At 60.4% G+C, this 19,392-nt stretch carries 12 protein-coding genes; 7 read left to right on the top strand and 5 right to left on the bottom strand.

All coding sequences use genetic code 11. The annotated features are described in order from the left end of the window. Window positions 1-5: 5 nt before the first annotated feature. Window positions 6-1,367 carry a carbohydrate porin gene (locus AC0Z5Z_RS23770; protein WP_485611729.1) on the bottom strand — a complete coding sequence of 454 codons (1,362 nt, stop codon included), beginning with the start codon at window positions 1,365-1,367 and terminating at the stop codon, window positions 6-8. Between the two features lie 298 nt (window positions 1,368-1,665). On the opposite strand from AC0Z5Z_RS23770, the gene AC0Z5Z_RS23765 reads away from it, so the two are divergent. Both AC0Z5Z_RS23765 and AC0Z5Z_RS23760 read left to right on the top strand, forming a co-directional pair. Further along, entirely contained in the window at window positions 1,666-1,896 is a 231-nt protein-coding gene (locus tag AC0Z5Z_RS23765) for a VF530 family protein (protein WP_016773359.1), read from the top strand. A 1-nt stretch (window position 1,897) separates the two neighbouring features. After that, window positions 1,898-2,536, top strand: coding sequence for a Pr6Pr family membrane protein (locus tag AC0Z5Z_RS23760; RefSeq protein ID WP_056790104.1), 639 nt, complete (start codon window positions 1,898-1,900; stop codon window positions 2,534-2,536). A gap of 121 nt (window positions 2,537-2,657) precedes the next feature. On the opposite strand, the gene AC0Z5Z_RS23755 is transcribed toward AC0Z5Z_RS23760, so the two are convergent. Together AC0Z5Z_RS23755 and AC0Z5Z_RS23750 are read right to left on the bottom strand one after the other, a co-directional pair. Next, window positions 2,658-3,443: a siderophore-interacting protein gene (locus AC0Z5Z_RS23755; RefSeq protein WP_056790103.1), complete on the bottom strand. Its 786-nt coding sequence runs from the start codon at window positions 3,441-3,443 to the stop codon at window positions 2,658-2,660. Then, window positions 3,440-4,015, bottom strand: a complete 576-nt coding sequence (locus AC0Z5Z_RS23750) for a PadR family transcriptional regulator (RefSeq protein ID WP_016773362.1) — start codon at window positions 4,013-4,015, stop codon at window positions 3,440-3,442. Before AC0Z5Z_RS23750 ends, AC0Z5Z_RS23755 begins: the two co-directional genes overlap by 4 nt. A 495-nt stretch (window positions 4,016-4,510) precedes the next feature. Here AC0Z5Z_RS23750 and AC0Z5Z_RS23745 point away from each other — a divergent pair, with 495 nt between their 5' ends. From AC0Z5Z_RS23745 to AC0Z5Z_RS23725, 5 genes are all read left to right on the top strand, one after another. Further along, window positions 4,511-4,999, top strand: a complete 489-nt coding sequence (locus tag AC0Z5Z_RS23745; protein WP_041479903.1) for a CS1 type fimbrial major subunit — start codon at window positions 4,511-4,513, stop codon at window positions 4,997-4,999. Between the two features lie 113 nt (window positions 5,000-5,112). Next, window positions 5,113-7,635 (top strand): TcfC E-set like domain-containing protein, encoded by a 2,523-nt coding sequence (locus AC0Z5Z_RS23740; RefSeq protein WP_056790099.1) that lies wholly within the window; start codon window positions 5,113-5,115, stop codon window positions 7,633-7,635. Between the two features lie 4 nt (window positions 7,636-7,639). Further along, entirely contained in the window at window positions 7,640-8,857 is a 1,218-nt protein-coding gene (locus AC0Z5Z_RS23735; RefSeq protein WP_150638600.1) for a hypothetical protein, read from the top strand. Between the two features lie 44 nt (window positions 8,858-8,901). Then, window positions 8,902-9,645 carry a molecular chaperone gene (locus tag AC0Z5Z_RS23730; RefSeq protein WP_150638601.1) on the top strand — a complete coding sequence of 248 codons (744 nt, stop codon included), beginning with the start codon at window positions 8,902-8,904 and terminating at the stop codon, window positions 9,643-9,645. Between the two features lie 33 nt (window positions 9,646-9,678). Next, window positions 9,679-10,194 (top strand): CS1 type fimbrial major subunit, encoded by a 516-nt coding sequence (locus AC0Z5Z_RS23725; RefSeq protein ID WP_485611728.1) that lies wholly within the window; start codon window positions 9,679-9,681, stop codon window positions 10,192-10,194. A 91-nt stretch (window positions 10,195-10,285) separates the two neighbouring features. On the opposite strand, the gene AC0Z5Z_RS23720 is transcribed toward AC0Z5Z_RS23725, so the two are convergent. Together AC0Z5Z_RS23720 and AC0Z5Z_RS23715 are read right to left on the bottom strand one after the other, a co-directional pair. Beyond that, a complete protein-coding gene (locus tag AC0Z5Z_RS23720; protein ID WP_485611727.1) occupies window positions 10,286-15,277 on the bottom strand; it encodes a dermonecrotic toxin domain-containing protein in 4,992 nt (1,663 codons plus the stop codon). A 186-nt stretch (window positions 15,278-15,463) separates the two neighbouring features. Continuing rightward, window positions 15,464-18,583 carry a transglycosylase domain-containing protein gene (locus tag AC0Z5Z_RS23715; RefSeq protein WP_485611726.1) on the bottom strand — a complete coding sequence of 1,040 codons (3,120 nt, stop codon included), beginning with the start codon at window positions 18,581-18,583 and terminating at the stop codon, window positions 15,464-15,466. Between the last annotated feature and the right edge of the window lie 809 nt (window positions 18,584-19,392).

The following is a 19,392-nucleotide window of genomic DNA, read 5'->3' as shown; positions in this document are numbered from 1 at the left end:
GATCTTTAGAACGACGACTGGATCTTGATCCCGCCGATCAGGGCGTCGTCGACGTCGTTCACGCCACCGGGATGGCGGATGTATTGCAGGTTCGGGCGCACGGTCAGCCAGTTGGTCACGTGCACGCCGTAATACAGCTCGGCGCTGTATTCGGTGTCCTGCGGTGGCAGGAACGCCGGATTGTCGTAGTCGTAGACGGCGTTGGCGCGGTTGCTCGCCTCGGCGTTCTTGCGATAGGCCGGGTTGACGTGCACACGAGCGAGGGCGAAACCGATGTCATCTTTGGCGCGGGCGTCGAACGGGCCTTTGTAGGTCAGGCCGGCCTGCACGTAGTTGTCGATGGCGTTGGTTTTCTTGTCATGCATCGTCGCGTTGGCGAACAGGCTCAAGCCGCGCGAGTGGTCGCTGGCGATGCTGGTGACCTGCTGCTGAATGCCCAGCCATACGCCGTGCTTGCTCGAGGCACTGCGATAGGCTTCGCCGCTCAGCGCTGCCGGTTGGTCATTGCGGTCTTTATAGACGTCAGAGGCCTTGGCATTGCTGTAGTAATAACCGGCGCGGTATTCGCCCGGCAGGCCGTTGAGCTTCGGCGTCCACACCAGTTCGACCGGCAGGATCGCGCCCTGGGTGCCGCTGCCGCTGAGTTTGAAACCGTTGCCGCGATCGAGGTTCGACGGGTTCTGCTCGTAGGCGCCGACCTGCGCATACAGCTCGGGCGTCAGGTGATATTTGACCCGCAGTGCCCACTGGCTGACCGGCCAGTTGTACCAGATGCCGCCGACCCAGTTACCGACCTGCGAGCCGCAGAACGCGAGGTTCTGGAAGTCGCAAGGGAAGCTGTTGAAGTCTTCGCCTTCGCCGAAGCGGCCGACCTTGATATCGAGCTTCTGATCGAAGAATTTCTGCTGATACCACATCTGCGTCAGGCGCGTGGTCTGGCCACGACCCCAGACTTCCTGCGCGGAAGTGAATCCGCCAACGCGCGGGTCGTTGATGCGGTCGTTGCTGATGTTGTTGCCGCTGCGTTTGGTGATGGTCAGCTGAAATTCGGCGTCGTTCCAACCGAGGATCTTCTGCAGATCCAGATGGGTGCCGAGGCCGAACTGGTCGCTGTAGCGGGCAGTGCGGTCGTGATCGTAACCGCCGTGCAGATTGCTGCCCATTTCGCCGGTGTAATCGAGTTTGAAGTCGTAGCCTTTTTCCGCGAGTTCTGTGCGCGTGCCGTTCCAGTCACCGAGCATGTACGGTGATTCACTGTCGAAGGCCGGCGCCGCGTGGGCGCAAGTGGCAATGCCGAGGGCGGTGCAGCCGCCAAGGGTGCGCAGGGCAGAGATAGCGCTGTCTCGGGAGAAGGAAAAGTCAGGCATGAAGAAGTCTTTTTTTGATGTTTTCAGGTGCAGGCCGAACGCTTCAGATTGTCGCAGGCAGTGAAGCGTTTCAGCGGAAGGGCGGCAGGATAATGATCTGTAACAAATTGAGAAAGCGCTTTTGCAGACATGCAGCGTTTCGGATTTGGTAACAGTGCGGCAAACGGGCGCATTGTGAGTCGGGCCACAGCCTGCGATCTTCCCGGGTTGGCCTACATTTGCAGGAAGGCCTTCCACCTGCTCTGCCCCTCGGCTAAGGTGCGCGGCTTCTGCATATCACTTCGCCCAAAGGCCCGGCATGAACGAACAATCCCCCGATCCGCTGCACGGCGTGACCCTTGAACAGATCCTCAATGCACTGGTGACTCACTACGAGTGGTCGGGGTTGGCCGAGCGTATCGACATCCGTTGCTTCAAGAGCGATCCGAGCATCAAGTCGAGCCTGACCTTCCTGCGTAAAACCCCGTGGGCGCGGGAGAAGGTCGAGCGCCTGTACGTGAAACTGATGCGCACCAAGCGACCGCTCTGAGATGGACAGCGCGAGGCGCCGACGCCTGATCACCGGCCTGGCCGTGTTGGGCTGGGCCGGATTGACGATTCAGCTGTACCTGATCTTCTTCGCACGATTGAGCATCGGCGCCAGCCTGCTGGGCGGGCTGGTGAGTTTCTTCAGCTACTTCACCATATTGACCAACACCTTGGTGGCGACGGTGTTGACCTGCGCGGTCACCGAGCGCGAATCCGCCGCACGGCGCTGGTTTCTGCAGCCGTGGGTCAGCAGTGGAATCGCGGTGAGTATCGCCGTCGTCGGTCTGGCCTACAGCATTCTGTTACGGCATTTGTGGCACCCCGAAGGCTGGCAGTTTGTTGCCGATGAGTTGCTCCACGACGTCATGCCATTGCTGTTTCTCGGCTATTGGTGGCGCTGCGTCCCCAAAGGCACGTTGCGCCTGTGGCATCTGCCGCTGTGGCTGATCTATCCGCTGGTGTACTTCATCTATGCCTTGCTGCGCGGGCATCTGCTCGGCGCTTATGCGTATCCGTTCATTGATGTGGCGGCGTTGGGTTATCCACAGGTGCTGGCGAATGCCGGGGGGATATTGGTGGGGTTTGTGTTGGTGGGGGTGCTGATTATCGGCCTCGACCGCAAATTGTCCGCACGAAGTTGAGATCCAGTGTGGGAGCGAGCCTGCTCGCGAATGCGGTGCGTCAGCCAGCAAATCTTTCGACTGTGCCGATGCCTTCGCGAGCAGGCTCGCTCCCACAAGGGTGATATGGGTCAGGAAGAGATCACTCTTCCTCAGAGCCCTCGGCGCGCCAGTAGCCGACCGCCTTGATGAACTGTTCATCGAGCCCATGCTCATCGATCAGTACCCGGCGGATCTGCCGTGAGACCTTGGTTTCGGTCGCCACCCATGCGTACAGATTGCCCTTGGGCACCTGCAATTGCTTGACGGTAGCCAGCAGGTTGTCCTTGCCGCCTTCGCGCAGGACCCAGATCACATTGAACGGCGCTGCGCTTTCCAGCACTTGCTGCTCAGCGCCGTTTTCCACTTCGATCACCACCAGCGCCTTGCGATTCGCCGCGAGGTGTTCGAGGCGGCGGGCGATGGCGGGGAGGGCGGTTTCGTCGCCGATCAGCAGATAGCTGTCGAAGATGTCCGGCACGATCATCGACCCGCGTGGCCCGCCGATGTGCAGGAACTGCCCCGGTTGTGCCTGCTCGGCCCAGGTCGAGGCAGGGCCGTCGCCGTGCAGGACGAAATCGATGTCCAGCTCCATTTTTTCCAGGTCGTAACGACGCGGCGTGTAGTCGCGCATCTCGGGCATCGGCCCGTTGTCCTTGCCGGCGCCCAGTTGCATCGTCTCCAGCGCCGCCGCTTGTTCGGCGTTCTGCGGGAACAGCAGTTTGACGTGATCGTCCGTGCCCAGGCTGATGAACCCGGCCAGTTCCGGCCCGCCGAGGGTGATGCGGCGCATGCGTGGGGTCAGGTCGGTGACGCGCAGCACTTCAAGCTTGCGCCGTTTGATTTCGTGCATCACGCGGTGAATGGTTTGAGTATCGACTGCAGTCATTCGGCTTTCTCCGTGGCAGGTTGAACGGCAGGGCCGTCGACGATGGCTTTGGCGGTGTCGTTGAGCAGGTCGCGCACGCGCAGGATTTCCTCGGCGCTCCAGCGCCCGTGGTGCAGCTGCAAGGCATGGCGCAGGTTGTGCACCGCTTCGTGGATTTCCGGCGGACGATCATGGCCGCGCAGCGAGCGCTTGCTGACGTCAATGCGCATGCGTACGCCGTCGAGCGCCACCGCTTGTTCACTTAAAGACAAACGACCGGCGTCGGTGACGCTGTAACGCTTTTTGCCGGCCTCGGCATCACCGGCAATCAAATCGCTCTCTTCCAGAAAGGTCAGGGTCGGGTAGATCACCCCGGGGCTCGGGCTGTAAGCGCCATCGAACATGCCTTCGATCTGGCGGATCAGGTCGTAGCCGTGGCAGGGCTGCTCGGCGATCAGCGCCAGCAACAGCAATTTCAAGTCGCCGGGGGCAAAAACTCGCGGGCCGCGACCGCCGCGTTCGCGACCGGGGCGTTTCTCGAAGCCGTCGCGGCCATCGCCGTGCTCGCGATGGGGGGAATGATGGTCTCTCATTTCGCTTCTCTCTCGTCGTATTTAGATACAACTTAAGATATATCTTAAGCGTTACGCAAGACGTTTTTGGCCTTGTCCTGAGCTTGACGGACGAGCGGTCAAAGCGAAAAAGAGCCGGAAAAAGTTTTTTGATCAATAAATCAAAGCGGTGACCGTAAAGTTAAAGTTATCGCTCTAGTTGTACTTGAGTATATGTTCTAATTCCTCGCAAGTTGCCGCGTTAAAGCGGCTAAGTTGCTGTATGGTTTTTTGCCTGTAACTGTGTGTAGGGCGCAACTTACAGCGAATGTTGCAAGTATCTGTTTTTTGTTCTTTTTTCTGGCGGGGTGTGAGGTTGTTTAACTACGAGTTTGTCGGAAGTTGCCTGCTTACATTCCAGAGGCAACAGCCGATGATGCCCGCCATTGAAAGTTCAAGTTGCTCTGGCGGTCGATGAGCAAATGGTTTGTGAACTTTCAATGACACCCCCTATATAAAGCAAACAGGTACTGAACGATGTTCAAGAAAATCGCAATCGCTGCTCCACTGGCTCTTCTGGCAATGTCCTCCACTGCCTTCGCTGCGGGCGAAGCGTCGCACTCCATCAGCCTGATCGCTCATGTGCCAACCAACGGTTTCTATGTGGTGCCGACTGATCCGGATCTGGTCAACAAGGACCAGGACATGAGCTATCAGCCGACCACCGGCAAGATGGCCGACGTCAACGGTTTCTTCGACGTGCGCAATAACAACGGTTCGGTTCACGCCAGTCTGGAAAGCCTGCCGAAACTGGTTGCCGGCAATACCTCGATCGACCTGCAGGTCATGCTCAACAACAAGGAACTGACCCTGACCCCGCAAATGGTCGTCGGTGAATCCGAGTCGGATGTGAACTACCGCGCCCCGCTGAAAATCTCCGCCAAAGGCAGCAACTTCCAGCCGGGTGACTACACCGGTTCCGTGGCGATGATCTTCGACGCCGTGCCACCGGTTGGCGGCAACTGATCGACTGATCAGGTCCAAAACGCTCGCTTTTCAGCAGTGGCGTCAACCGACGGGGCAGGCAGTGATGTTTGCCCCGACGGACTTTCATTGTCAGTCAATCAGAGTACGAGTTCATGTTCCCGATGACACCCATCGCGGCTGCGCTTGCGCTGTTGTTTTGTGCCAGCGCAGCCGTCGCATCCAACACCGCCGGTACGACGCCACGCAGTTTGCTGGCGCAGGCCAAAGGCTTGCCAGCGGATTTCGAGGAGCATTTCTTTGATGTGCCTCTGGCGGTGCGGGTCGAAGTCGACCAACAGCCGTTGGGTGAGGCCATGGTGGTGTTGTCCCGCGATGATCGCATCACCCTTCTCGAATTCACCGACACCAGCGAAAACCGCTTCGGCCCCGCTGAACGGGAAAAATGGGCAAGCTACCTCAAACCCGGCGTGCCATTAGGTGCGTGCAGCGGTTCCTGCCCCGACCAGTTTCTCGCGGTGCATTACAACCTGGAAAGTTCGCTGGTATCGATCGTCACCGAAAACGCCGAACGCGACCTTCAAGCCAAGCGTTATTACGAGCAACCGAGCGGTGGTAGCAGCGGCCTGATGGTGCGCAACCAGCTCAACCTCAACGGTGGCCAGGATCAGGACCTCGGCGGACGCTTCGGCCTGGAAGCCAGTTCAAGCCTGGGCAACTGGAGCCAGACGCTGAATCTGCAATTGGCCCGGCTTGGTGGCCCCGACGACAAGCTCTACCACGCCGTGCACGAGCTGCACACCCAGCGCGAACTGCAAGGCAGCTTCTTGCGCCTGGGCTATTTCACCCCCAATTCCGAAGGGCTGACGCGCCAGCCGCGCACGTTTGGCACCAGCCCCGATACGGCGGTCGGCCTCATGTACGGCAGCTCCGACAGCCTCGCGATCAACAGCCCGATGCCCAGCGTTTACCCGATCTACGTGACAGCCAACCGGCAGGGTTCGGTGGAGATCTGGCGCGACGGTCTGTTGATCAATACCCAATCGGTGCCGGCCGGTTTGCAGACCCTCGACACCCGGCCGCTGCCCGGCGGTATTTATGAAGTGGAAGTGCGTCTGATCGAAGACGGCCAGATCACCTCCACCACCCAGGAGTTGGTGTACAAGCCCAGCAACTGGCGCAACCTTGACGAACGCTGGCGCTACAACGTGTTTGCCGGTGAAGAAAGCAAACTGCTGAGCAACTGGGACACGCAATCGAGCGGCAGTCCCACCGCCGGTGCGGCGGTCAATTACCTGCTGCACCCACGGGTGATTGTCGGCGCGTCGGCGCGGCAGATCCGCGAAAAACTGCAATACGGTACTTCCATCGACTGGACCCTGGCCAACCACGTCAGCCTGTATGCCAATGTCTACAAGACCGAGGATTACGGCACCGGTCTGGACCTGCAAAGCCTTTACAACTATGGCGCGGGCAGTCTGGTGATCAGCCACAACCGCAGCTGGCTCGACACCACCAACACCTACGACACGCTGCCGGACGGCACGCGCGTTCGTCCACGTAACGTGTTTGTCGGCCAGACCAGCAATTCGTCGCTGGCGCTCAACCATCGGCTGAGCAGCAAGAGTTCGGTCAATGCCCGGGTCTCGCACAGCGAAGGCAATGTCGAAGGCGTGGGCGTGGATCTGGGCTGGACCCAGCGCGCCGTATTGCTGGGCAGTGATGCCAGTTGGCGCCTGTCGGTCTTTGATCGCCCGGGCAGTTTCAGCAGTGGCGATGCGCGCAATCGCGGCGTCGATCTGAGCATCAACCTGGCGTTGGGCGCTCCCGGTCAGCAGCTCACCGGCAGCATCGGTTCACGCACGGCCCGCGACGGCAAACGCGACAACAATGCTTCGCTCGGCTGGCGAAAGGATTTCAAGGATCACGTGCTGCAAAGCGTCTCGGTGACGGCGCTTACCGACACTTACGGCCTGGGCATGTCGAGCCTGACCAATTTCCGCACCGACGCGGTAAACGGCGACGCCTTCGTCCAGCGCTCTTCCTACAACGGCAACTTCACTGGCGGGCTCAACCTCGACAGCACACTGGTGGTCGGCGGCGAAAAGATGCTGCTGACCAGCCAGAGCGACGTGCGCGGTGCGGGAATGATCGTCGACGTCGAGTCGGATATCGACGACATCGTCCTGCGCGCCGACGACTACAGCGGCGGCGGTGCGGCGCTGAAGCCGGGGCGCAATTTCATTCCGATCACCGCTTATCAGAACAGCTCGGTGAGCTTCGACTTCGAAGGCAACACCGTACCGGCCGCCACCATCGAACCGGCGCGAACCCGCTATCACCTGAACAAGGGCGGCATCGAGTATCGCAAGGTTCGCGTGATGAAAACCCTCACCGTGCTCGGTCGCCTGGTCGATGCAAGCGGGCGGCCGCTCAAGGGCCACCACGTGATCAACCACGCCAGCCGTGGCGTGACCGAAGTCGACGGTTTCTTCTCGATGGAAATGAACGCCGGTTCACCCACCCTGGAAGTGCGCCAGGGCAACCAGTTGTTGTGTCAGTTCCGCTTGAACGAGGCCGACCACCGCAGCGAAAACGACGTGTTGATGATCGGCGATCTGCGTTGCACCCCAGACACCCTCGCCGACGTCACTACCACCGAAATGAAGGCAGGCTGAGCATATGAAAATCTTCCAGGCAGGCTGCGCGCTGACGCTGGCGTTGGCCATGTCCACCGCCCATGGATTCAATCAGGAAATCCGTGCGACGTTTCAGCCTGACCCGACGCAGCCAGGCAAGAATCTGTTCGTGAACAAAACCCCCAACACCGGCTACTGCGCAAGCTACCCGGCGCAATGCGCCGACCACAACATTTTCAGCATCGAGATGCCTGTACGGTTCGACTCCACACGCTTCATCTCACGCGGTGAACCGATGCTGGTGAAAGCCCCGGCCGACTGGCGACAATTGACAGTTACCAATATGCAAACGCAGGAAACCGAAACCGTCGAAGTGCGCATCATCGGTATCGGCTCCACGTACATTCTGGGCGATTCCGCGACCAGCATCACCGGCGTGTCAGACGTGGCTGAAGCGCATGACAAATTATGGGACTCCAGCGGTTGGGTTTATGTGCCGGAACCCTGCCGTTACAGCGGTGTGGCGTCCTACGGTACGCACAGTTATCGCTTCTTCTGGAAGACCCCGGTGCAAGCTGGCTGCTCCAAAAATGTCGCTTACCGTCTCCCGTCAATAGCTTTCGACAAGATGGATTTTGCTTATGAATTAAGGACTCCCAATCCGTTGGGCATGTCTACCGGGCAATATACCGGCTCGGTTACTTACACCTTGGGAGGCGGCCGCGATTTTGTTCTGGGCGGCCTCTTGCTGCAGCCGGACGACCCCACGCTGACCCTGGATTTCGTCCTCGACGTGCAACACACCCTCAAGGTCGACCTGCCCCCCGGCGGCACTCGGGTCACGCTCGAGCCCGTGGGTGGCTGGGAGCCATGGATCAACAGTGGACGCAAACCCACGCGGATATTTGCCGACCAGGTCTTCTACATTTCGGCCTCATCGCGTTTCAAGGTCATGATGTTGTGCAATTCCTACGGCGGAAACGTCTGCAACCTGGGTAGCCCGAAGGGCGATACGGCCCCGGTTCATGTCTCGATGAGTTTGCCTTCGGGCATCAGCGGCCCCGGCGGCGGTCCGGTTAACCGGATTTCCCTGGATTTCAATCGCTGGTCAGCGCCGTTTCAGCCTGGCGTGTATGTCGAGCGCAAGCCTGGATATCTTCATTTTGATATGACATCGAAAGACATCGACTTCCTGCTCAGGCCGGGCAAGAACGACCGTTTGCGCGGCAACGTCACCATTATCTGGGATTCGGAAGTATGAGCGTCCCGGTCCGCTTTCACTCAACGTTCATGGAGTTCAACACGATGAACCGTGGTCTTTTGCTGGGCCTGCTCAGCGTTTTTTGCCTGACGGCGCAGGCCGGGCCGCAGATCAATGTCGGCACCGTTTACGACTATCTGGAAGCCGACAAGAGCACCTATCTCAAACGGGTTTTCAACAGCGGCGACGCCACCGCATTCGTCAAGATCAATGTGCTCGAAATCGTTTACGACGACGCCGGCACGCCCAAGGAAATTGCTGTCGAGAACGCCGCCGATGGCGCCTCGCGCAACGGCCTGATGGCCAGCCCGGCGCGGCTGATCGTCCCGGCGCAAGGCATGCAGGGCACACGCTTGCTGTACATGGGCGAACGGGATCGAGAACGCTATTTCCGCGTGCGCTTCGTGCCCGTGGTGCCGGAAAAGGAAGACGATTTTGTCGTCACCGGTGAAGAGCGGGAGGATTACAAAAAGTCGTTGTCGGCCGGCGTCAACGTCATGACCGGGTTTGGCACGATCTTCTTTGTCCGCCCCAGGGACGCGCGTTACGCCACGGCGATCAACGAAACCGAGAGTCGCTACGAACTGCGCAACAACGGCAATACCGTGGTGATCGTCGATGAGTTCAAGAGCTGTTCGCTGAGCAAGGAAAGCGATTGCGGGGCGACCACCAAACACCATGTGCTGGCGGGCAAGTCCTTTGCCTTCAACAAGGAAAAGGGCCGTGAGTACCGCTTCTTTCTGATCGAAGGCAGCGACAAGAAAACCATGAAAGTCGCCAGCCGCTAGGCCGGTTTTCCATTCACGCATCAGGTAGCCAACATGATCAAGCAATGCACCGCCGCCCTGCTGGCGGTCGCCGCCGCGTTGACCGCGGCAGTGACGTGGGCCGCCCGGGAGGAGCACACCTTCGAAGTGTCGCTGACCATTCCCAGCCGACCCTTCTACATCATTCCGGCACAACCGGACTGGATTCACCGTCCGCAGGTGCTGGCCTGGCAGCACGCCACGGACAGCCTGGGCAATCTGGAAAAATCTTTCGACATGCGGCATGACAGCAGCGCCATCGAGGCGCGTCTGGCCACCGAGCCATTCCTTGATACCGGCACAACGGGTGAAGTGATTGAGCTGCGGGTGACGTTCAATGACGTCGTGCTGAGTTCGCACATCATTCCGCAACAAGTGCTTTCGGAAGAAGAGGCGGCTGTCGGTAAACGTGTGCTGCTGAAAATCGAGCCCATCAAACCGCCGGGTGGCTACCGCCCCGGGCATTACAGCGGCAACGTAGTGTTGTTGTTCAACGCCAGCGCGCCAGACGGCAATGACGCTGATGCCTGAATGTCTTACGCGGTGGGTATCGCAAGCACGACCAGGGTCCGTGGGCAGATTCGGCCAGCCTGAAACGCTCGCCGAATGCCGTGTGATGGTTTCAGAGTCCGGCCCTGTCGAGGGCTTCGCGACTCAAGGCGCGGGATAGCTCGTTGCGCTCGTAGCTGATTTTGTCGGCCAGCTTCCTGTACTCCCGGTCGTTGCTGAACACTTGGCTGTCGAGCTGACGGGATTGTTCTTCGAACAGGCGCAGGTTCTCCTGATAACGGTCAGGATAGGTATTGCGCAGGTAATCCTCCCAGAAAGGATCGGTATAGAGATCGATCATGCCGTTGACCAGGCCATCCCCCTGTTCGCGCTGGATGATTCTCTGGTAGGCAGCGTTGAGCTTTTCCTCGCTTACCCCGGCCCGAGGCTGCACAGGCATGCCCCCCGCTTGCCAGGGCAAATCCAGACGCTCGCCCAGGCCCGCTTCGAACGCCCGATGAATCTGGATTTCGTCCGGCGCCGGCAGGCGCGGATCGATCAGGTGTTGCTGCTGCTGACGACTGACCTCCATGGCGGCCTCATCGCTGACCCGATCAAGGCGAGCCGCGCTGCGCGCCAGACGCACGAGTCTGTCTTCCAGCTGCGAGGCCGATGCCGTTTCGTTGTAGGCCTTGGATACCAGGACTTTGAGCCCCAGTGAATTGAACAGCTGCTGGCCCAGATCAGCGCAGTCCTGTGCAGACACGTTCTGCTCGAAGAGCTTTTTGCGCAGATGTTCGTCGAGCGCCGCCGCATCGACCATGTCCCAGACCCGTGCGGTCAAATTCCGCCGCCCCGCGTCAGTCCCGTAATCGGCGGATTCGCGTTGCTTGCGGATCACGCTGAAAAAGCCGGCGGAATCAGGCTCGGCCATCAGGTCATGCCAGGACTGCTCGCGGTATCGGCTGAAGGCTGCCGAAGGGTGGGACGGATCCGCATTGGCGGGCATCAACTTCCAGTAATCAAGCTCATCGGCGGCGGCGGATGAATAACCGGGCACGACGCTCAACCCTACCGACTGGCGATACTCGCCAAGACGCCGCAACTGGTCACTGTCGAATTTGGCAACACTGATCCGTGCGCGAGCCAGCAGGCGCGCCTGATCGCTACCGGGTTCGACCCGGGGCAGGGTGTCCAGCGGATTGTCTCGCATGTCCAGGTAGAAGCCTTTCGGGCGCTGCCGTATCTGTCCATCGACTTCAAGCCATCCTGCCGGCCAATCGCGAATGCGCGTATTGACCAGGTTCAGTTCGACCAGTTGCTCCATGCGCCCGATATCCGGCGGCACACGCAGGTTGTTGCCATTGAGATTCAGGCTGTGCAGGCGGGTGAGATTGCTCAGGCGCGTGCTTGAGTCATAGGTCAGTTCAATGCTGTTGTGCGACAGATCCAGTGTCTGCAACTGATGCATTTTCCCGAGGGCAGCCGGCACCTCCTTGAAACCGCAGCGCTGGGCGCTCAATTGCCGCAGATTCGGGAAACTCGCCAGCAGGCTGTCCGGCGTGGTTGAAAGCGCAATGTTGGCGATGTTCAGTCCGGTAATCCGCTCGAAGTATTGCTGCATCCCGGGACGCCGTCGCAAGTCGCGCCACCATGACTCAAGGTTCGGTAGCGGCAGTTCGGCTGAAAGGTCCAGCGTATAGCCGTGTTCCGGATGGGGATTGCGTGCGCCGGGCCGTTCGTTCTCGCGTTTGAAGCACTTCCTCAACTGCTGCTCGATGTACAAGCCGCCCTCGCGGACGAAATCCGTTGGCAGCGCGATCAGTTCCCCGTTGTCTTCAATGACGGGGGTGTAACTGCTGCGCCAGCTGTCGAGGGCGTTGTCGAGCACTTCGCGTTCGCGCTCAAGGTCGGCGATGGCGCGTTCGCTGTTGCCCTTTTTTTCCAGCGCCGCCAGGAAACCCGCGACCTCTCTGTCGTTGAGTTTCGGGTACAACTGTCTGAGCCGCTGTTCCGGGGTCTTTGCCGCCCAGGGCCAGCCGCGTAGAAGAATCTCCGTCTCGCGGGGGGCGACCGTTCGGATCGGCGGTTGCGCCAGAGCAATACGGCGTTCGGCTGGCGGGGCGCTTTGTTCCATGATCCACAGTTTCAAGGCGCGGCCCTGACCGCGCTGATAACCGGTACTCGCCAGCGTTTCGAGCGGTACGGCGCGCAGGATGGCTTCGTGGAAATCGGTACTGTCATGCAGCAGCTGACCCTTGGCGTCGCGCACTTCATAACGGCCTTCGCCACGCCTCAGCAGCTGCCTTACAGTGCTGGCGTCCTGCGGCCCGACACTGCAGCGCAACGGACCGTGCGGGCTGCCGTCGAACACCTCGATGCGCAGGTCGGCAAAGGTGTCGGTGTGGATTTTCAGCGTATTGAGCGCCAGGCGTTCGGTTTGTTCGGTCATCAGATCGTCCCGATAAAAACCGTCGTACGCGCGACTGGCCGACGCCTCGAAATCCAGCTCCCGGGCCTGATTCTTCAGGCGTAGCGGCAAGTGCTGTTCATCGCTGATGCGTTGCCGTTCGGCGACGCGAGCCTGGCTCAGAACCGTCTCGGCCAAGGGCAACGGCAGATCCGGAAACGACTGTCTGATCACCGCTATGTCGGCGTCGCCGCTGCGCTGCCCGGCCTGGTACAGATGGCGGGCGACGGCGCTGCGCTGCTCATTGAGCGCGTCGGCCAGTTGACCGCGCAGGACCTCGACCCGTTGCTCGGCAGTGACCATCGGGCCGAGCAGATGATTGAACTCATCGTCGCGCAGGAACCCGGCGACCCGCTCGGGCAAATGTCCGGCGTTGAGATCAGCCTGGCTGATGCGCAACGTGTCGGCTTCGGACGCCAGCGCGTTGCCGTATTTATGCGAGTAGCCGGTCAGGTCCTGACGCGCGAAAACCTCCAGCGCGCGTCGCGGCGGCCAGCCCGGCAGGCTGGTCAGCATCGGCTCCAGCCATACCGCATCGGTATCGATCGGCTTGCCGTTACGCAGGTTCTGCGCAGCCTCGATGACATCCTCGTATGCACTGACGCGCCTGACCGTGTCGGCCAGCAGCGGCGGTGGAGGGCTGTTGTCGCTGTGCATGCGACGCAGTTCATCGTGGCTGGTGCCGCTGCTGCGCCGGATGTCCTCCAGTTGCACAGGCGTAAAGCGCTCGACGCTGTGACCCAGGCGAGGCATCAGCCGGGCGTCGGGCCAGTCGCCTGGCGATTCTGCTTCATGCAGCCAGGCGCCGTGACCGTTGTGTTCGATCCTTGGCTGGTAGGCATTTTCTCGACTCGGATGTTTGATCCGGTGGGTTTTGCTGGTGGCATCGGCGGAGGCTTTTTCCACCACATAGAGCTTGCCCTCCAGCGGCAGGACGCTGGCGCTGGCATGTTGATGCAAACCGTGACGATCGGGCTTCGATTGCGCTGCCAGGCTCAGCTCGTCGCGTGCATAAGGGCTTAGGTCGCGATGCCACAGGCTTGGTTTGCCGTCGGGCAATTTGACCTGTTGCATGGCATCGACCTGCGGTGAGAGTTTTATCCGCAACGTTTCGCCAATCTGCGCGCCGGCGCCGAACGCCGCCAGTTGAATGACATCGGTCACCACACTGATGACATGTCCGGCAGCTTCCTCCCAGACGGCTTCGGCCAGATCGACGATGCCTTCAATCACATCGCTGGTCAGTTGATAGGCGGTATAGGCCATCATCACCTCGCCGAGACCAGGCACAAAGGGCGTGGCAATCAGCAGGGCGACGTTGAAGATGTCCGAGACGATCCGCTTGAAGTTGTCCCACCACGCCCAGCGTGCGTTGCTATCGGCATCGGCGGTCGAGACAGCGATTTGCCGCGCATCATTGATGACCTTGTTGAGTTTCTGCTGATAGACGTGCCGCCAGTAATCGCCCTGCAACGGCAAGCGCGTGAACTGCAACCTGGGCTTTTCCACCGGGTCCTTGCGCCACACCGGGCGCTGGTCGGTGCTCTGCTCGCGTTCGTGATGGCGGACGACGAACAACCGCTGTTCGAGTTCGGCAAAAAAATGCCCACGTTGCTGCTGATCGACGAACTGGCTGAAGAATTGCCGGTACGTATGCCCGGTCGAGGCGCTCAGGCGGTCCTCGCGCAACTGGCGGGTCAGTTCGTCACGAAACGCCGCCAGCGACTCGTACTCCTTGAGTGGATGATCCGGATCGTGCGGCACGTAGACGATCAGGCGTCGAACGCCACGACTGTCGGGGTGGCCATGCATCAGCAACAGAATGCCGGTCAGGCGGGTACCGAGCATGGACAGGTCATTGCAGCGAATCGAACGGTTGTTGAGACGCAAGCGCGGGTTTTCCTCTGTGCTGAAGCTGAGCACCATCCTGAAGGTGTCGTACTGGATCTCTGCCTTGAGCAAGGCGATGTGCGCCGCGACGGCGAGGGCGTCTTTGAGGCTGGTGCCGATCTTGTATTGCAGAAGGCTCTCGGCCAGCGCTTCGCCGGGCAGCAAGTAGCCCTGCAAGTGCCTGGCATATTGCCCGCCCAGGTCGAGGTCGCGACACAGTGTCTGGAACTGGCTGATGGGCATTTGGTTTTTGAGCGGCAAGACGTCGAAGTGGCCGCGCGCATCAGGCTGGCTGATGTAGTCCGAGCCTGCACCGACCGTCTCGTTGGCGGCAAAGTTGTGCAGAGCGGCATCGAGCAGTGAGACCGTACGGGTCGTCGAACCGTCGACCACGTCGATTGCATACCAGGGACTGCTGGCGGGGATATACAGGCGCAGCCAGGTCTTCCTGACGTCCGGCTCGATGCCATGGCATTGCTTGATCCTTGCTTTGAGCAGCGGCTCGGCGAAGGCGTACAGGTCGGTTCTGGCCAGCAGATGATCGACCTTGTTCTGCGAGTCCCAGGCCTTGAGATTGGCGGCGGCGAGTCTGCTCGCATACGTACCGGGTGCGCTGTACCAGGGTTCGCGCTTCAGTGGCGTGGCGGCGAGTGCCAGGCTGCGGCTGAGCGTTGCAGTTTTGAACGGCGCGCTGACAGCCGATTCGATGAACGCGTAATGCCGGCCTTTGTCGGCGGCTGCGGCAGGCTGAGGGGAGTCAGACATGGCCAATCATCCTTGATTGTTTGAGGAATGATCAGCGTACCGGCGGCAGGGCAAAACAAAAGTTCAAAGATCGGGAGACAATCGTGTGATCGCCTCAGCGATGCGACAAGAATTCGAATCGGAACAATGCACGAATACCACCTTTTGCGCCGATGGCCTTCGGCGCGACGTGCAGACCACGTTCGGTCAGTGCAGCGTCGATGCCACCACGGGTGCCTGTGGCGGTTGGCACTGTGAGTCGCTGCCCGGTTGCAGATACGGCGTGAGAATCGGCGCCATGCCTTTGAGTACCTGCGTGGGCAGAGCCGAGGTGAACTTGAAGTTCTCCGCCGAGCGCCCCGGGACGAACGCGGTGAGGGTGCCGAAATGGTGGTCGCCGATGTAGAACACAAAGGTCGCCGTGCGGTTGATCGACTTCGAACTGATGATCCGCCCGCCAGACCCGATCGCCGCAATGCGGTTGTCGCCGGTGCCGGTCTTGCCGCCCATGGCCAGCGGTGTGCCGTCGGGCAGTTTGAAACTGCCGGACAGCCGTTTGGCGGTACCGGCGTCGACCACTTGCGACAGCGCCTCGCGCATGGCTCGGGCCACTTCCACCGGCATCACGCGTTTGCCCACGTGCGGGTCGTTGATCAGCCTGGTTTCATACGGCGTATCGGCGGCGAAGTGCAGGCTGTCGATGCGCAGCGTCGGCATGCGCACGCCGTCATTGAGAATGGTGCCGATCAGCTCGGCGAGCGCGGCGGGACGGTCGCCGGAACTGCCGATGGCCGTGGCCAGTGACGGCACCAGGTGATCGAACGGGTAGCCGACTTTCTGCCAGCGCTGATGAATGTCGAGGAACGCTTCTATCTCGAGCATGGTGCGAATACGACTGTCGCGCGCGCCCTTGTGCCGGCTCTTGAACAGCCAGCTGTAGACTTCCTGGCGCTCGAAATGGCTGGCCTTGACGATCTCGCTGAAGGTCGCTTCCGGGTGATGCAGCAGATAACCCATCATCCACAGGTCCAGCGGATGCACCTTGGCGATGAAGCCTTGGTCAGGCAAATCGTAACTGCCGGGGCCATAGGAATCGTAGAGGCGGATCAGACGGTCGTCGGTGAGTTTTTCGTTGAGCTTGGTGCCCTTGAGGTGCGAGCGCACGAAACGGTTGAAGTCTTCCTGACTGGCCTCCGGCAGCAGATAGCGATGCACCGCCGCCATGCGGATCGGCGTCGGGCGGATGCTGTCGAGGAAGGTTTCCAGGCGCGCCTGGGTGTCCTTGTTCTTGTACTTCTTCCAGAACTTGAGCAGGAACGAGGTGCCTTCGCGGTCGGCGAAACTGGCCAGGTATTCCTGGCGGCGGGGGTCGCGATCATCCTTGAGCAATTCGCCGTTGGGGCCTGAGTAGGTGGTGTAGCGGACAATGTCGCGCATCAGCCGAATGAACGGCAGGTTGATCGACTCGCGCAGCGAATCGCGCAGGGTCGGCAGGCGACCGTTGTCCTCTTTGCGGAAGTTGTTGAATCTGTGCAGCCCACCGCCGGTAAAAAACGCCTCGCCGGGGCTGGCCGAGTATTTGCGATCCAGCGCGGCGCCGAGCAGCTTCGACAGGTCGTGATCCTTGTTCTGGATCAGGTAGTCGATGACCCAGCGGCTGAGGCGGTCCTGATCGGGCACTTCGACTTTTTTCAGTTCTGCTACGCCCATCGCGCCGTATTTGTCGTGCAGCTCGGCGACGATTTGCAGGTACGTGGTCAGCACACGCATTTTCGCCGTCGAGCCGAGTTCAAGCTTGCTGCCTTCGTTGATGTCGAACGGCTGATCAGTGCTGTCGGTCTGCACGCGCACCCGCGAGCCGTCCGGGGTCAGTTCGAAGAGGGTGAAGCTGTAACGCACTTGCGTGGTGCTGGTCGGCGTCAGCAGGCGTTCGCCGAGCAGGCCGATTTCGGCAGCGTAGGCCGGATCGGCGAGTTTTTTCAGATAAGCCGTGGCCTGCGTTTGCAGGTCGCCCTGCAGGGTGCTGGTGGCCGACAGGTCGAGGCGATCAAGGTCGTACAGCGGCCGGTTGAGCATGCTCGCCAGGCGGCTGCGGGCAACACTTATGCCCTTGTTGGTTTCAATCGGCTGCATCGTTGGCTGGGTCTGCCAGTCGCGATACGACACGGTGCTCGCCAGCGCAGCGTCAGCGAGGGCGCTGTCGATCACGCCGTTCTGCTTGAGCAGGCGCAGGTGGCTGTCGGTGAGGCTGGCCAATTCGTCGCGACCCTTGGTCAGGTAATGCGAAGGACGGCGCTGGGCGATCATCAGCGAGAGCATTTCACGCAAGGCCAGGCCTTTGGTGGCCATGGTCTGCGGGTCAGTCTTCGGGCTGTTCAATTGCTCGTTGGCCTTGTTGAAATCGCTGCCGTACCAGACCCGCAAACCTTCGGCCATGCCGTGCACTTCACCGTGGCCGGGCACCGCCGAGAGCGGCACGCTGTTGAGGTAGTCGCGCACGATGTTCTGCCGCGAACCGAGGGTCTGCGGGCCATCCTGATAGGCGCGCACGCTGGCGGAAATCATCTGGCGGATCTTCTCCGCGCCCGACACGGTGAGGCCGTCGGGCGAGTGGCGATACTTCTCCAGTTGCGTTGCCAGGGTGCTGCCGCCGGCCGATTGCCCGGGCAGGTGCAGCAACTTCGCCACTTGCGACCACGCGGCCATGCCGAAACGCGGCCAGTCCACCGCCGGGTTGGCCAGCGGCTGTTTCGGGTCGAGGAGAAAGCGGTTTTCGATGAACAGCAGGCTGCTGACCACCACCGGCGGAATCGCCGCGAAGTCGGCATACAGTTGCTGCGGATAGTTGTATCGATACAGCGGCGCGCCTCGGCAGTCGGTGATCGACAACCCCGCCTGGATCTTTTCCGAATACGGCACGAACAGGCCTTTGTCGGTGTAACCGAGCAGGGCGGGGGAGAAGCGCGTCTGCTCGGTGATCACGTAATTGCGCTTGAGCAGGCGCGGGAGGAATTCGTCCAGAGAGCTGTAACCCAGGCGCAGATCGAAAGGGCCGTTGCCCGGATAACGAATCGCTTCGCTGGGACCGGGTTCCAGTTTGTAGGTCAGCGAAGCGGCGTACTGGCTCAGCTCCCGCGCCTGAAAGCGCGAAGTGCGCATTTCCTTGGACGCGGCGAGTCCCACCACCACCGCAATGATCAAAAACAGCAACCAGAAAGCCTTCCACCCGTGCCGCTGACGACGGGGTTTTTCAGGGACAGGCGCTTCATTCACACGTTCAGTCTGAACCACGGTTTTACTCGAATCGGTTTGCCACAAAGCGCCCATAGTCGACTGATCCATTCACGCAGATTGATCGGACTTGTCTGAAGCTTAGACGGTGGTTGGAGCCGGTGAAGAAAATGTGCAGAGCGGAGGCGGTGCTTTGTCTGAATAAAACTGGAACAAACACTGTGGCGAGGGGATTCATCCCCGTTGGGCTGCAAAGCAGCCCCAAAACCTGCCACCACAGTTTCTACAGGCCCACCGCATGTGAGCAAATTGCGCCTGCTACGCAGCCGAGCGGGGATAAATCCCCTCGCCACAAAGAGGCTGTTCACATCCCCATGATGTGTCTGTGCGAGCGATGGACTCCCTGTGGCTAGCCGATTCATCAGTCATGCAGGGACTCCCTGTGGCGAGGGGATTCATCCCCGTTGGGCTGCAAAGCAGCCCCAAAACCTGCCAGCACGGTTTCTACAGGCACACCGAGTCTGAGGAAGTTGCGACTGCTGCGCAGCCGAGCGGGGATAAATCCCCTCGCCACAAGGATGCTGTTCACATCCCCATGATGTGTCTGTGCGAGCGATGGACTCCCTGTGGCTAGCCGATTTATCAGTCTTGCAGGGACTCCCTGTGGCTAGCCGATTTATCAGTCTTGCAGGGACTCCCTGTGGCGAGGGGATTTATCCCCGCTGGGCTGCAAAGCAGCCCCAAAACCTGCCCGCACGGTTTCTACAGGCACACCGCATGTGAGCAAGTTGCGCCTGCTACGCAGCCGATCGGGGATGAATCCCCTCGCCACAAGGATGCTGTTCACATCCTCATGATGTGTCTGTGCGAGTGATGGACTCCCTGTGGCTAGCCGATTTATCAGT

It is taken from the genome of Pseudomonas sp. 1L-E-NC-VB-C3 (assembly GCF_057291535.1).
Note: the sequence above shows the minus strand (reverse complement) of the source record. Positions and strands in the feature narration are given on the sequence as shown.